12 protein-coding genes and 1 pseudogene are annotated in these 14,878 nt (G+C 70.5%); 8 read left to right on the plus strand and 5 right to left on the minus strand.

Going from position 1 to position 14,878, the window contains the following annotated elements:
• The first annotated feature begins 54 nt into the window (after positions 1-54).
• On the plus strand, positions 55-2,187 hold the full coding sequence (locus ACKVMH_RS03000) for a TonB-dependent receptor domain-containing protein (RefSeq protein ID WP_412699179.1): 2,133 nt from the start codon (positions 55-57) through the stop codon (positions 2,185-2,187).
• 3 nt (positions 2,188-2,190) lie between these two features.
• Positions 2,191-4,731 carry a PepSY domain-containing protein gene (locus tag ACKVMH_RS03005; protein WP_412699180.1) on the plus strand — a complete coding sequence of 847 codons (2,541 nt, stop codon included), beginning with the start codon at positions 2,191-2,193 and terminating at the stop codon, positions 4,729-4,731.
• A 33-nt stretch (positions 4,732-4,764) separates the two neighbouring features.
• Here ACKVMH_RS03005 and ACKVMH_RS03010 read toward each other — a convergent pair whose 3' ends face one another.
• Complete coding sequence (locus tag ACKVMH_RS03010; protein ID WP_412699181.1) at positions 4,765-5,385, minus strand: HutD/Ves family protein; 621 nt, start codon at positions 5,383-5,385, stop codon at positions 4,765-4,767.
• Positions 5,386-5,576: 191 nt separating this feature from the next.
• The gene (locus ACKVMH_RS03015) at positions 5,577-5,888 is read right to left on the minus strand and encodes a ComEA family DNA-binding protein (protein WP_215219793.1); all 312 of its coding nucleotides are present in this window, start codon (positions 5,886-5,888) and stop codon (positions 5,577-5,579) included.
• Between the two features lie 200 nt (positions 5,889-6,088).
• Between ACKVMH_RS03015 and ACKVMH_RS03020 the strand changes: the two genes are divergently transcribed.
• From ACKVMH_RS03020 to murU, 4 genes are all read left to right on the plus strand, one after another.
• Entirely contained in the window at positions 6,089-7,579 is a 1,491-nt protein-coding gene (locus ACKVMH_RS03020) for a M20 family metallopeptidase (RefSeq protein WP_215220281.1), read from the plus strand.
• Positions 7,580-7,650: 71 nt separating this feature from the next.
• Positions 7,651-7,917 (plus strand): GlsB/YeaQ/YmgE family stress response membrane protein, encoded by a 267-nt coding sequence (locus ACKVMH_RS03025; protein ID WP_215219792.1) that lies wholly within the window; start codon positions 7,651-7,653, stop codon positions 7,915-7,917.
• Positions 7,918-8,050: 133 nt separating this feature from the next.
• Entirely contained in the window at positions 8,051-9,076 is a 1,026-nt protein-coding gene (locus ACKVMH_RS03030; protein WP_412699182.1) for an aminoglycoside phosphotransferase family protein, read from the plus strand.
• A complete protein-coding gene (gene murU / locus ACKVMH_RS03035) occupies positions 9,073-9,789 on the plus strand; it encodes an N-acetylmuramate alpha-1-phosphate uridylyltransferase MurU (protein ID WP_412699183.1) in 717 nt (238 codons plus the stop codon). The genes ACKVMH_RS03030 and murU overlap by 4 nt, the downstream gene beginning before the upstream one ends.
• A gap of 41 nt (positions 9,790-9,830) precedes the next feature.
• Here the strand turns inward: murU and hda are convergent, their stop codons facing one another.
• From hda to ACKVMH_RS03050, 3 genes are read right to left on the minus strand one after another with little or no spacing between them, the layout of a single operon-like run.
• Positions 9,831-10,568: a DnaA regulatory inactivator Hda gene (hda, locus tag ACKVMH_RS03040; protein ID WP_412699184.1), complete on the minus strand. Its 738-nt coding sequence runs from the start codon at positions 10,566-10,568 to the stop codon at positions 9,831-9,833.
• The gene (locus tag ACKVMH_RS03045; RefSeq protein ID WP_412699185.1) at positions 10,565-11,725 is read right to left on the minus strand and encodes an AI-2E family transporter; all 1,161 of its coding nucleotides are present in this window, start codon (positions 11,723-11,725) and stop codon (positions 10,565-10,567) included. The genes hda and ACKVMH_RS03045 overlap by 4 nt, the downstream gene beginning before the upstream one ends.
• Complete coding sequence (locus tag ACKVMH_RS03050) at positions 11,725-12,807, minus strand: DUF2066 domain-containing protein (RefSeq protein WP_412699186.1); 1,083 nt, start codon at positions 12,805-12,807, stop codon at positions 11,725-11,727. The genes ACKVMH_RS03045 and ACKVMH_RS03050 overlap by 1 nt, the downstream gene beginning before the upstream one ends.
• A gap of 288 nt (positions 12,808-13,095) precedes the next feature.
• Here ACKVMH_RS03050 and purM point away from each other — a divergent pair, with 288 nt between their 5' ends.
• On the plus strand, positions 13,096-14,121 hold the full coding sequence (purM, locus tag ACKVMH_RS03055) for a phosphoribosylformylglycinamidine cyclo-ligase (protein WP_215220278.1): 1,026 nt from the start codon (positions 13,096-13,098) through the stop codon (positions 14,119-14,121).
• Positions 14,122-14,146: 25 nt separating this feature from the next.
• A pseudogene (gene purN, locus ACKVMH_RS03060) lies at positions 14,147-14,791 on the plus strand (phosphoribosylglycinamide formyltransferase); the annotation flags it as partial.
• Positions 14,792-14,878: the final 87 nt, after the last annotated feature.

The raw sequence follows: 14,878 nt of genomic DNA on the forward strand, positions 1-14,878 counted from the left end.
TCCGCCGCCTGCAGTGCGCCGGCGCGCTCCCGCACTCCCCACCTTGAAGTCCCCATGTCCCCCACGACCCTGCGCCGCTCCCTCCTCGCCACTGCCCTGTCCGCCGCCATCCTGCCCGCCGCCCACGCGAACGGCCCCGTCGCCCCGACCGACCTGGACGCGGTGGTGGTCACCGCCGCCGGCTTCGAGCAGGTGGTGCGCGAAGCGCCGGCCAGCATCACCGTGATCACCCGCGAGGAACTCGAGACCCGGCCGGTGCACGGCCTGTCGGACATCCTGGCCGACGTCGAGGGCGTGGATGTCGGCGTCGGCGTGGACAAGACCGGGGCGCCGCAGGTGAGCCTGCGCGGCATGCCGTCCGAGTACACGCTGCTGCTGATCGACGGCCGTCGCCAGAACACCTCGGGCAACGTGGCGCCGAACAACTTCGGCAACACCGCCAACAACTTCATCCCACCGATGTCGGCGATCGAACGCATCGAAGTGATCCGCGGGCCGATGTCGACCCTGTACGGCTCCGATGCGATGGGCGGCGTGATCAACATCATCACCCGCAAGGTCGGCACCCGCTGGGGTGGCTCGGTCGGCGTGGAAACCACCGTGCAGGAGCACGGCGCGTTCGGCGACCTGCACGGCGCCAACTTCCATCTCGACGGCCCACTGGTGGCGGACCGTCTCGGACTGGCGCTGCGTGGCGGCTGGTTCAGTCGCGACGATGCCACCATCACCTACGACGAGGTCGATGGCGACGCCAGTGCACCGCGCATGGGCGCCAACCCGGTGGCTTACGACGGCCACAGGATCGGCGCCCGGCTCTCGCTGGTCATGGGCGAGGACCACGACCTCTGGCTGGACGTCGCCAGCCACCGCCAGGACTACGACAACGGCGACGGCCAGATGGGCACGCTGGGCAGTGGCGGCTACGCGGAGGAACTGCGCTTCAACCGCGACCAGGCCACGCTCGCCTGGGACGCGCGCTTCGGTTACTCGCTGCTGCAGTCCAGCCTGCAGAAGACCACCACCGAGACCATCGGTCGCCTGTTGCCTGCGGGCACCGCGGACGCCGGCAGCCCGCGCCAGCTCGAGAACGAGAACCGCGTGTTCGACACCAAGCTGGTGACCGACATTGGCCCCAACAAGCTCAGCGTTGGTGGCCAGTACCTGGACGCGTCGCTGGTGGACGGCGCCACCCCGGCACCGTTCACGTTCGAGCAATGGGCGGTGTTCGCCGAGAACGAATGGCGCATCAACGACGCGCTGAACCTCACGCTGGGCGCGCGACACGACGACCACAGCCGGTTCGGCAGCCACCTCAGCCCGCGCGCCTACCTGGTCTGGAACGCGAGCCCCAACTGGGTGGTCAAGGGCGGCTACAGCGAGGGCTACCGCTCGCCCAACGTCGAGGACCTGACCCCGGGCATCCGCGGCTTCGGCGGCCAGGGCACGATCCCGCTGATCGGCACGCCGGGCCTGCAGCCCGAGACCAGCGCCACCACCGAGCTGGGCGTGTACTACGCGGCCGACAACGGCGTCAGCGCCAACCTCACGATGTTCAACAACGACTTCGACGACAAGATCGCCAGCGGCACGCCGGTCGCCAACTGCGCGTACGGCCTCAGCCAGGAGCAGTACGCCGCAGCCGACTTCAGCGGGGTCGACTGTTACGACGCCGGCTGGTTCCCGCGCTCGCCGACCTTCGGCCAGAGCGTCAACATCGACCAGGCGGTGACGCGTGGCGCCGAGTTCGCGGTGCGCGTGCCCGTGGCCGATGCCTGGGACGCATCGCTGAATTACACCCACACCGACAGCGAGATCCGGAGCGGCGACGACGCCGGCGAACCGCTGACGAACACCCCGCGGCATTTGCTCAACGCGAGCCTGGAATGGCGTGCCAGCAACGTGCTCGACCTGTACCTGCGCGGCGAGTACCGCAGCGCGCGCTACCGTGGCCCGGGCGCCGCGCAGGACCAGCTGGGCGACTACAAGCCGTACTCGCAGTACCACCTCGGCGGCCGCTACCGCTTCAGCGATGCGATCAGTCTCAACGCTGCCGTCCACAACCTGTTCGACAAGGACTTCGTCGACTATCTGCCGTACGACAACAACGGCGTCCTCGCCTATGCCAACAGCCGCAGCACCAGCGAAGCCGGTCGGCGCCTGTGGCTGTCGCTCAACGTCGAGTTCTGATTGATGACCACCACGTTCCGCAACGCGGTCTTCCAGGTCCACTGGTTCCTCGGCATTACCGCCGGCGTGGTACTCGCGCTGGTCGGCGTGACCGGTGGCATGCTCAGTTTCGAGGACGAGATCCTCGAGGCACTCAACCCGGGCGTGATGACGGTCGAGCCGGCGGGGCGTGCCGCGTTGTCGCCTTCTGCGCTGATGGAGCGGGTTGCCGCGGCCCGGCCCGGCGAGGCGATCGCGTCGCTGGAGCTTTCGGCGGACCCGCGCGACGCGGCGATGGTCGGCTTCGCACCCAGGGACGGCGGCCGTCGCGGCGAGCGTCGGCATGTCGACCCCTACAGCGGCGCCATCCTCCCCGAGCCCCGCTACCAGGAGTTCTTCCGCACCACGATGCGGCTGCACCGGTGGCTGGCCGTGGACGACGTCGGCAAGCAGATCGTCGGCGCTTCCACCATCATCCTGATCTTCTTCTGCGTCTCGGGGCTGTACCTGCGCTGGCCCCGCCGCTGGGGCAGCCTGCGAACATGGCTGGCGCTGGACTGGAAGCAGAAGGGCCGCAACTTCCTGTGGCACCTGCACTCGGTGGTAGGCACCTGGATGCTGGTGGCCTACCTGGTGATGTCGCTGACCGGGCTGTGGTGGTCCTACGGCTGGTACCGGGATGCGGTCAACGCGTGGGCCGAATCGGGAGCTCCGACCAGGGCGGAGATCGTCCCGACCGCCGATCGCGGCACCCCGCCGGCGCTCGACATCGACGCGGCGTGGCAGGCGTTCGCCGCGACCGCGCCCGCATGGAGCACCGCCAGTTTCAACCTGCCCAAGGACGATGGCGCGTTGTCGTTCCGCTACCTCGACGCCGACCCGGCGCACGAGCGGGCGCGCAATACGCTGAGCCTGGACCGCTGGACCCTGGCGCCCGTCGCGCACGAGCGCTACGATGACGGCAGCCTGCGGCAGAAAATCGGCGGCAGCATGTTCCCGCTGCATCGCGGCAGCTTTTTCGGCACCACCGGCGTGGTGGTGTTCATGCTGGCCAGCCTGCTGATGCCGGTGTTCGCCGTCACCGGCTGGATGCTCTACCTCGACCGGCGGCGCAGGAAGCGCGCCGTCGCCACCACGGCCGGTGCACTCGCCGCCCTGCCAGCGGCGGCGCCCACTCCGGTCGAAAAGCCGATCCTGATCGCGCATGCAAGCCAGACCGGTACCGCGGAGCAACTCGCCCTGCAGACCGCGGCAACCCTGCGCGACAGCGGCTGCGCGGTCGAGGTGAAGACGCTCGGCGCGCTCAGGCCGGCGGAGCTGGACGGACGACGGCTGCTGCTGGTCGCGTCCACCTTTGGCGAGGGCGAGGCGCCCGACAGCGCGCGGGCCTTCCTCAGGCAATTGCAGGATCGGCCGCCGAGGCTTGCCCGCCTGCGCTACGGCCTGCTCGCCCTCGGCGACCGCGGCTACCGCGACAGTTATTGCGGCTTCGGCCGTGAGCTCGACCAGCGGCTGCACCACGCCGGCGCCCAGCCGCTGTTCGACAGGGTCGAGGTGGACGACAACGACCCGGCCGCGCTGCGGCACTGGCAGCACCACCTGGGCCAGCTCAGCGGCAACACCGACGCCCCCGACTGGCGCGCGCCCGACTACCGTCGGTGGCGCCTGGTCGAGCGCCGCTTGCTCAACCCCGGCAGCGTTGGCGGCCCGGCGTTCCACCTGGCACTCCAACCCGAGGACGCGGCCGACCTGCAGTGGCAGGCGGGCGACGTCGCCGAGATCGGCCCGCGGCATTCCGCGGCGCGGGTCGATGCGTGGCTGGCCGAGGCGCGGCTCGACCCGGGCGAAATGGTCACCTTCGGCGATGTCCGCGAACCGCTGGCCGACGTGCTGGCCCGCTCGCACTTGCCGCCCGCGGTCCCCGGCACATCGGCGCAGGCAGTTGCGGATGCCCTCCGGCCGCTGCCCCACCGCGAATATTCAATAGCCTCACTGCCGGCCGACGGCAGCCTGCAGTTGCTGGTCAGGCGGATGGCCCGGCCCGATGGCCAGCCCGGCATCGGCAGTGGCTGGCTGACCGATGGCGCCCGCATCGGCGAGTCGATCGCCCTGCGCATCCGCTCGAACCCGGGGTTCCACCCACCCGCCGACGACCGTCCGCTGATGCTGGTCGGCAACGGCACCGGGCTGGCGGGTCTGCGTGCGCTGTTGAAAGCGCGGATCGCCGCCGGGCACAGCCGCAACTGGCTCGTGTTCGGCGAGCGCAACGCGGCCCACGATGGTTTCCACGCGGACGAGTTGATGGCGTGGCAGCGGGACGGCCACTTGCAGCGCCTCGACCGGGTGTTCTCCCGCGACCAACCGCAGCGCCGCTACGTCCAGCACGTCCTGGGCGAATCGGCAGAGAAAGTCCGGCACTGGATCGAGGCCGGTGGCGCGGTATACGTCTGCGGCAGCCTGGAAGGCATGGCACCGGCAGTGGACGCGGTGCTGGCGGACATCGTCGGGCGCGACGCGCTGGAGGGCCTGGCGGCCGAGGGCCGCTACCGCCGGGACGTCTACTGAAATCCGATCGCGGGATCTGGTCGGCGGCGGCGATCAGCGGGCCGAAGCGATCTTCTCGCCAATGCCGGCCCCGGCACCCGTCAGCCGGATCAACAGCGCTTCCCCACCGCCGTCGATGACATGGCGCAACCGGGCGGTACCGGCCGCGAACAGCGCGGTGTCACCGGCCGCCAGCGCCGGCAGCCCCGAGTCGTCGGCAAAGCGTGCCTGGCCGGCGAGCAGGTGCACGACCCAGGTCGAGTGCGGCTCGGCGAAGATCACCATCGGCCCGACCAGCGGCCGGTGCCACAGATCGGCCTCGACCCGGCCGCGCCGCCACATCAGGTTGAAATCGTGGGTGGGGCCGTCGACCAGCTCGCCGGTCACGCCCCGCTCCCCGGCGAACCGGTGGCGCTCGTGCGGCGGCTGCAGGTCGATGCACTCCCCATCGTCGAAGCGAAGCCGCAGGCCGTTGCCGGCCAACAGCACCAATTCCCGGTCGATGCCGGGGAAGCAAGAGAACGCCGCGTCCTGTTCGATCTCGGCGATGGACAACCGCCAGTCCCACGCGTCGCCATCGCCGTTGCGGCAGATCTCGCGCGTCCACCCCAGCTGGTTGCGCCAGCGCTCGCGGCGGTACTCGTTGGCGGGGATGACACGGGATGTGGCGGGCATTTGGCGGCGCGTGCGGTTCGGTCGGGCCAACAGTCTAGCCATCCGCCGGCGTCACCCCGGCGGTACACCACGCAGGTTGCCACCCGCCCCGGTTCCTTCCGGGGGCGGGTGGCGCACGTCCTTGTCCGGAGTCTCTCCCCCGTTTTCCTGCGGGCGTCCTGCCCGCTAAACCGTCAGACCGCAGCGGCGACTCAGCGCGCGGCCGACGCCTTGCCGCCGCTCTTGGCAGAACCGCCGACGACGATGCGATCGCGGTTCTTCTCGACCGTTGCCAAACCAATCCCCTTCACCAGCGCCAGCTGCTCGGCGCTGCGGAAGGCACCGTTGGCCTTGCGGTGGTCGACGATCGCCTGCGCCTTCGACGGCCCGACGTTGAGCAGCACCTCGTCGAGGGTCGCGGCGTCGGCGGTGTTGATGTCCACCTTTTCGGCGGCGAAGGCCGCGCCGGCGAAGAGCAGCGGCAGCAGCAGGGACATGGCGGCGAGTCGGAAGGTGGATTTCATGGCGAGCTCCTTGCTTGGTGGGTGGCCGGCCCTGTCCGCCGGTGAGAACAGTCTCCGCGGGCGGCCGGCACCCGCCCATCGTCGAAAACGCCTCGCGCCGGCCGGCCGATGCCGCCACACCGTGTAGGAAAAGCCCCACCGCGACGGGCGCTACAATTGGCCTCTTTGCAATCCGGGACTCCGCCATGGCTGCCAGCACGATCGACCACGCCCGCATCCAGCGCTTCGTAGACGCCAAGTGGGACGAGCAGATTGTTCCCCAGCTCGTCGAGTACATCCGCATCCCCAACAAGTCGCCGATGTTCGACGCCCAGTGGGTCGAGCACGGCTACATGGACCAGGCGGTCGCGCTGATGGAAGGCTGGGCGAAGTCGCAGGCCATCGAGGGCATGCAGGTCGAGGTGGTCCGACTGGAGGGACGCACCCCGCTGATCTTCCTCGACATCCCGCCGGCCAACGGCGGCAGCGCCGAGGACTGCGTGCTGCTGTACGGCCACCTCGACAAACAGCCCGAGATGACCGGCTGGGACGACGACCTCGGCCCGTGGAAGCCGGTGATCAAGGGTGACCGGCTGTACGGCCGCGGCGGCGCCGACGACGGCTACGCGATCTACGGCTCGCTGACGGCGGTGATGGCACTGCGCGAGCAGGGTTTGCCGCACGCACGTTGCGTGGTGCTGATCGAGGCCTGCGAGGAATCCGGCAGCTACGACCTGCCCGCCTACGTCGACCACCTCGCCGACCGCATCGGCAAGCCGTCGCTGGTGGTCTGCCTCGACTCGGGCTGCGGCAACTACGACCAGCTCTGGTGCACCACCTCGCTGCGCGGCCTGGCCGGCGGCAACTTCACCGTGAAGGTCCTCGACGAAGGCGTGCACTCGGGCGATGCCTCCGGCGTGGTGCCATCGAGCTTCCGACTGCTGCGCCAGTTGCTGTCGCGGCTGGAGGACGAGACCACCGGCCGGATCCTGATCGAAGGCCTGCACGTGGAAGTGCCGGCCGAGCGGCTGGAGCAGGCACGTCGCGCGGCCGAAGTGCTGGGCACTGCGGTATTCGACAAGTTCCCGCTGCTGGACGGGATGACCCCGATGGACGACACGCTTGCCGAACTGGTGCTCAACCGCACGTGGCGACCGGCCCTGTCGGTGACAGGCATCGACGGCATGCCGTCGCTGGACTCGGCCGGCAACGTGCTGCGTCCCCACACCGCGGTGAAGCTGTCGCTGCGCCTGCCGCCGACCCTGGACGGCCGCAAGGCCGGCGAGCTTCTCAAGGACGTGCTGCTGAGCAACCCGCCCAATGGCGCCCATGTCGAGCTCGAACTGGAGAAGTCGTCCAGCGGCTGGAACGCCCCGGCGCAGTCGCCGTGGCTCAACCAGGCGATCGACGACGCCAGCCAGGCGTTCTTCGGCAAGCCGGCGATGTACATGGGCGAAGGCGGCTCGATCCCCTTCATGGGCATGCTCGGCGAGAAGTTCCCGGGCGCGCAGTTCATGATCACCGGCGTGCTCGGCCCGCATTCCAACGCGCATGGGCCCAACGAGTTCCTGCACATCCCGATGGGCAAGCGGGTTACCGCCAGCGTCGCCCGCGTGATCGCCGACCACCACCAGGCCGGCCAGCGGGGCGAGACCACCGGCGTGGCGGCCGCGGCGAGCACCCAGGAGCGCGGCGAGCACGGCTGCTGCTGACGTAGCCGGGCGGGTGCGGCGCCGGTGCTACGATCGGGCGTGGTATCCACCCACTGCTGAGGAGCAACGCAATGTTCGATGGCATCCTGGGGTACATCATCGGCGGCGCCGTGATTGGCGTGCTGGCGCGTTTCCTGAAACCCGGCTCGGATCCGATGGGCTGGATCATGACGATCCTGCTCGGCATCGTCGGCGCGGTGGTCGGTGGGTATGTCGCCGACGCGATGGGCGTGGACAACCGCCTGCTGGTCTGGGCCATCGCGATCCTCGCCGCGATCGTGCTGCTCTTCATCTACCAGATGGCGACGCGTCGCAAGACGGTCCGTCCTCCGCGCTGAACCCATTGATGTTGAGCGCCCAGGCACCCCGGTTCGCCGGGGTGTCTGCATTTCAGGCGTCCGTCGGCCGTTCCCCCGGCGCAGGCGCACCAGTACCCTGTGCAGTCGCGGCCCCCGCCGCGCCGGAGCCTGCATGACCCTGCCCCCCGACGACTCCCACGACCGCGCCGCCGAGCGCCTGGCCTGGGCCCGCGCCGCCACCGGCAATGCCGGGTTGGAACTCGTGCGCGCGTCCACCGATGCCGGCTTCCGCAGCTACTGGCGCGCCGCGACGGCCCTCGACGGCCGCACCAGCGTGATCGTGATGGACTCGCCGCCGGACAAGGAGGACGTTCGCCCGTGGCTGGCGATCGGCGAACTGCTCGAGGGCGGCGGCGTGCGGGTGCCTCGGGTGCTCGCGCGCGATACCGATGCCGGCTTCCTGCTGCTGGAGGACCTGGGCGCCGACACCTACCTGCACGTCATCCACGCCGGCAATGCCGACGCGCTGTTCGACGCGGCCATCGACCAGTTGCTCAGGCTGCAGGCAATCCCCTGCCCGCCGGCGCTGCCGGCCTACGACCATGCGCTGCTGGCCCGCGAGCTTGGCCTGTTCGACACCTGGTATCTGGGCCGCCACCTGGGCGCGACGCTGGGGTGCGCCGAACTCGAGCAGCTGGAGGCGGTCTACCGGTTCCTGGTCGACGCCGCGCTGGCGCAGCCCCAGGTGCTGGTGCACCGCGACTACATGCCGCGCAACCTGATGCCGGTCGACGATGGCCCTGCGGTGCTGGATTTCCAGGACGCTGTGTGCGGTCCGATCGCCTACGACGCGCTGAGCCTGTTCAAGGACGCGTTCGTGAGCTGGCCCGAGTCCCGTGTTTCGGACTGGCTCGACCAGTACCACGCGCGCGCCGCCGCGGCCGGCCTGCCGGTGCCGTCGCTGGCGCACTTCCGGCGCGACGCCGACCTGATCGGCGTGCAGCGCCACCTCAAGGTCATCGGCATCTTCGCCCGGCTGCACCACCGCGACGGCAAGCCGAAGTACCTGGCCGACGTGCCGCGGTTCGTCGGCTACCTCGACGAAGTGGTTCCGCGTTACCCGGAGCTGGCGCCACTGGGGTCGATCATCGACCGCCACGTGCGCCCGGCGCTTGCCACCAGCAGCCCATCGCAATGAAAGCCCTGGTCCTGGCCGCCGGCCTCGGCGAGCGGATGCGCCCGCTGACCGCGCGCACGCCCAAGCCGCTGCTCGAGGCGGGCGGCAAGCCGTTGATCGGCTGGCACCTGGAGAAGCTGGCCGCAGCCGGTGTCGACGAGGTTGTCATCAACACCAGCTGGCTGGCCGACCAGTTCCCGCAGGCGCTCGGTGACGGAGCCCGCTGGGGGATGCGCATCCGCTACTCGTACGAGGGCCCCGACCCGCTGGAGACCGGCGGCGGCATGTGGCGGGCGCTGGACCTGCTGGGGCGCGACGATGCCTTCATCGCGGTCAACGGCGACATCTGGAGCGACGTCGACTATGCGCGCCTGCCGTCCGCTCCCGCGGGCGATGCGCACCTGGTGATGGTCGACAACCCCGCTCACAACCCGTCCGGTGACTTCGCGCTCGACGGTGACCGGCTTACATCCGACGGGCCGCGGCGCCTCACGTTCTCCGGCATCGGTGTCTACCGTGCGTCCCTGTTCGAGCGCTGGCGCGAGGTGATCGGCACGGCCGACGGCGCCGAGCGCGACCCGCCGCGTTTCAAGCTTGCACCGCTGCTGCGTGCGGCGATGGCGCGCAACGCCGTCAGCGGCGAACACCACCGCGGCCGCTGGACCGATGTGGGCACGCCACAGCGCCTGGCAGACCTCGACGCCGTCCTGGAAGACGAAGCACGCAACCGCTGATCAACAGGTGCCGGCGCGGTGGCCGGGCTACCAGAGCCCTCTCAGGCGCCCAGCACCTGCCGCAGGAACGGCACGGTGATCCGGCGCTGCGCCGCCAGCGAAGCGCGGTCCAGCCGGTCCAGCAACGCGGTCAGGCCCCCGAGGTCGCGCCCGACCCGTCGCAGCAACCACTCCAGCGCCGGCTCCTCCAGCGCCCAGCCGCGGCGCCGCGCGCGTTGGCGGAGCACCTCGCGGCGGCCTTCGTCGTCGAGCGGCTGGAGCACGACCCGGGTGCATTGCGATAGCCGCGAACGCAGGTCGGGTAGGGCCAACTCAAGCGCTTCCGGATTGGCGCGGGCCGAATAGACCATCCGGGTCCCGGCTGCCCGGGAGCGGTTGTGGGCATGGAACAGCGCGACCTCGTCGTCACGCGCGCCGGCGATGGCCTCCAGCCCGTCCAGCGCGATCAGGTCATGCCCTTCCAGTGCTTCCAGCGCCTCGCCCAACCGGCCCGCGGCTGCGGCAAGCGGCAGGTAGGCCGCCCGCCGGCCGGCCGCGTGCGCCTCCGCGCAGGCGCCCAGCAGCAGATGGGTCTTGCCGGTGCCCAGCGGCCCGCACAACAGCAGCCAGTCCCCACTGCCGCCACTGGCCAGCGCACGCAGTTGCTCCACCACGCCGGGCGGCGGTGCTACGAAGGTGTCCAGGCGCTGGTCGGGCGGCGCGCGCAACGCGAGCGGCAACTGCGGAACGGCCGACGCCGACTGCACCGGCGGCTCCGGCCCGGAACGCGGGGAGTTCACTCGGCCTCCGGCTCCCGCGGGTACTGGATCACCGGCGCGTCATGGGCCTCACCCAGCACGATCGCCGGGTGGTCGCCGGCGTACAGCCGGCTGTGCGTGTAGCGCTCCTGCGCGTAGCGCAGCAGCACGTTGGCCACCGCCGCCACCGGCAGCGCCAGCAGCATGCCGAGGAAACCGAACAGCTGGCCGCCCGCGAGCACCGCGAAGATGACCGCCACCGGATGGAGGCCGATCCGGTCACCCACGAGTTTCGGCGTCAGCCAGTAGCTCTCGATCACCTGGCCGATGCCGAACACCGCCAGCACCCCGGCGACGTGCTGCCAGTCGCCGTATTGCACCAGTGCCGCGATGCAGCCCAGGATGATGCCGCTGGCCGGCCCGAGGTACGGCACGAAGGTCAGCAGGCCCGCGATGATGCCGATCAGTATCCCCAGGTCGAGGCCGACCGCCCACAGTCCGACGCCGTACATCACGCCGAGGATCAGCATCACCAGGAACTGTCCGCGCAGGAAGCCACCGAGCACGTCACTGGACTCGCTGGCCAGGCGCCCGACCGTCGCGGTGTGGTCGCGCGGAACCAGCGCGGCGATCTTCGCCACAAGCAGGTCCCAGTCGCGCAGGAAGAAGAACGTGATCACCGGCAGCAGCACGATGTTGGCCACCATCGCCAGCAACGCGAAGCCCGAGCGCGACATGTAGCCCAGCAGCGTGGTCGCGAAACCGCCGGCGCGCTCCCAGTTGCTGCGCAGCAACTCGATCAGCCGGTTGAAATCGAGCCAGCCGGTGATGTCGAGCCCCGACCGGGCTTCCAGCCACGGCAGCGCGGTGCCGATGAACCACTCCCGGTAGGTCGGCATCGACGTGATCAGGGTCGCGATCTGGCTCTCGATCGTTGGCACCAGCAGCACCAGTCCGAGCAGCACCACCAGCGCCATCGCGGTAAACACCAGCGTCACCGCGACGTTGCGGCGGCGCCCGGCCCGCTCCAGGCGGTCGACCAGCGGGTCGCCGAGCCATGCCAGCAGCGCCGCCAGCACGAACGGGGTCAGGATCGGCGCCAGCAACCACAGCAGCCAGCACACGAACAGGCCGACCGCGGCCCATTGCAGCCGCCGGAGGAACCGGGCGATGTCGTCCAGCGGGTTGGGATGGTCCATCAGCGCAGCCGGTACACCGGCTCCCCGCCCTCGACCGAGGCATCCACCAGCACGTCGCCGCCGTCGACCAGGCGGTTGAACCCGGACACGCCCGAGATCAACTCGACGTCGAAGGCGACCGAGTCGGGCGATGCGGTCAGCGGCGTCAGACCACGGACCACCGCCAGCCGCTGCAGGTAACCCGACAGCCGCACGTAATCGTCAGCGCTATCGAGGCCGGTAAAGGAGATCCGGTAGGTACCGGCCGGGCCGGTTTCCGGCGCCTTGGCGTAACGCTTCATCAGGGCGTCGGCGGCGCCGTCGGCACCGGTGGCCATCACCTTCAGCGCATTACCGCCCTCTTCGGACCAGCGCGACAGCACGCGGCCATCGTCGACGAAGGTCCAGTCGGCTTTCCATCCGCCGTCGTGGCGGTAGAGCTTGCCGATCAACTGCATCGGCGGGCTGTAGCGGCGTGAAGCGCGCGCCACGGCGGCGGTGTCGCCACGCCAGATCGCGCCCACCAGCGCCTGCTCGGCGGCGCTGCCGTTGGGCAGGCCGAGGCGGAAACCGCGCTGTTCGGCGCGCTGCAGCGTGGTGCGGGCGGCGGCCGCTTTCGGCAGGCCGACCAGCTTCGGTCCGCTGCCGTCATCGATCGCCAGCCACAGCACCGGCTTGGGCCGCGGCTGCGGCCAGACGGGCAGGCCCAGCGCCGCAGCCAACGAATCGATCTGTTCACGGTCGAAGCGCACCACCAGGGTGGTCTTGAAACTCGGCGCACCGCTGGCCGACACGCCCTCGTCCTGCCGGTAGTCATACCCGCTGACGTAGCGCTCGGCCTGTCGCAGCTCCTGCCCGACGCCGGGCCGGGAGGCGGTCCCGCGGTCACCCGACAACTTGCCCAGGACCTGCGCCAGCGCGCGCGCGAACGCGGCATTGCGCTCGCCGGCGCCCTGCCCGTTGACTTCGACCTCGGCCGAGTACACGCCCTGCGCCGCGGCACGATCGCCCTCTACCCGCTGCGCTCCGGCGGTAAACGTGGCCAGCAGCAGGGCCATGCCCAGCGCCCAGGCACCGGCCGCACGCGCGAACCCGCGTCGCATCGGTCGCCGGGTCTCCGGGTGGGCTGCCGCGTCGATTGCCACGCCTGTTGTGCGCACCATCGTTGTCCTGCCGCTGGGGGAATCCCGAAATGGTGCCGCACGGGCGCCGGCACGTCCATTGGAAGGCCCGTGACGGCGCCGCACGCACGCGCCGCCACGGGCCGCTCCAACACGCGCGCTCCACCGGCGCGCTTGGCGGGCGTGCTTTGCAGGCGCGCTGGTAGAATTGCGCCTCCCTGCGCCATCGAGCCCGCCGTGACCGCTCCCAACCCGCCCCGCCCGACGCCCATGACCTACCGCGACGCGGGGGTCGACATCGACGCCGGCAACGAGCTGGTGGAGCGGATCAAGCCGCTGGTGAAGCGCAGTTTCCGTCCCGAGGTCATGGGTGGCCTGGGTGGATTCGGCGCGTTGTTCGACCTGTCCGGCAAGTACCGCGAGCCCGTCCTGGTCTCGGGTACCGACGGCGTCGGCACCAAGCTCAAGCTGGCCCAGCAGCTGGGCCGCCACGACACCATCGGCATCGACCTGGTCGGCATGTGCGTCAACGACGTGCTGGTGCAGGGCGCCGAGCCGCTGTTCTTCCTGGATTACTTCGCCACCGGCAAGCTCGACATCGAGACCACGGTGGCGGTGGTCGGCGGCATCGCCCGCGGCTGCGAGGAAGCCGGTTGCGCCCTCATCGGTGGCGAAACCGCCGAAATGCCGGACATGTACGGCCCCGGCGAGTACGACCTGGCCGGTTTTACGGTCGGCGCGGTCGAGAAGTCCCAGCTGCGCGACGGCGCGCGGGTCGAGGCCGGCGACGTCCTGATCGGCATCGCCTCTTCCGGCCCGCACTCCAATGGCTACTCGCTGATCCGTCGGATCTACGAGCGCGCCGGACGCCCCACCGACGTCGAGGTCGGCGGCGTGCCCCTCCTGGACGCGCTGATGGCCCCCACTCGCCTGTACGTGAAGCCGGTGCTGGAACTCCTGCGCGGCGAGCACGGCGGCTCGGTCCACGCGATGGCGCACATCACCGGTGGCGGCCTGTCCGAGAACATCATCCGGGTGGTGCCCGACGGCCTGGGTCTGGATATCGACGCCGCGGCCATCGTGCTGCCGCCGGTGTTCGAGTGGCTGCAGCGAGAGGGTGCGGTGGAGGACGCCGAGATGTGGCGCACCTTCAACTGCGGCATCGGGTTCGTGCTGGTGGTCCCGCCCGCCGGCGCGGCGGCCATCGAGGCCGAGCTCGACCGCATGGACCTGCCCAACCGCCGCATCGGCACGGTGGTGGCCGCCGGTGGTGGCGAGCGCGTACGGATCGCCTGACCCGCCCATAGGCCTGGCCGACGCCATGGACAGCGCGCCATTCCGCATCGCGGTGCTGGCCTCCGGCACCGGCAGCAACCTGCAGGCCGTCATCGACGCGATCGCCGCGGGGCGGGTGCCGGCACGCCTGGTCGGCGTGTTTTCCGACCGGCCCAAGGCGCCGGCGCTGGATCGCGCCCGGGATGCCGGTATCCCCGCGCTTGCGGTCCGGCCACGCGATTTTGCGACCCGGCTGGCATTCGATGAACACCTGTTCAGTCAGGTCGACGCCGTTCATCCCGATCTCATCGTCTGTGCGGGATACATGCGCCTGGTCAGCGAGTTCGCGGTGACCGCGCGGCTGGGCCGGATCGTCAACATCCATCCGTCCCTGCTGCCGGCGTTCAAGGGCCTGCACACCCACCAGCAGGCGCTCGACGCCGGGGTGGAAGAGCACGGGGCCAGCGTCCATTTCGTGTCGCCCGAGCTGGACGGCGGCCCGGTGATCGCGCAGGCCCGGGTGCCGGTACTGCCCGGCGACGACGCCGCCGGGCTTGCCGGCCGCGTGCTGGCCCGGGAGCACCCACTGCTGGTTGCGACCCTGCGACTGCTCGCCCAGCGGCGGCTGTCGACGGGAAGCGACATGCAGGTGCGCCTGGATGGCCAGCCGCTCGACCAACCGCTGCAACTGCTCGACGNTGCGACCCTGCGACTGCTCGCCCAGCGGCGGCTGTCGACGGGAAGCGACATGCAGGTGCGCCTGGATGGCCAGCCGCTC

Source organism: Lysobacter zhanggongensis (genome assembly GCF_046638635.1).
Lineage (GTDB): Bacteria > Pseudomonadota > Gammaproteobacteria > Xanthomonadales > Xanthomonadaceae > Novilysobacter > Novilysobacter luteus.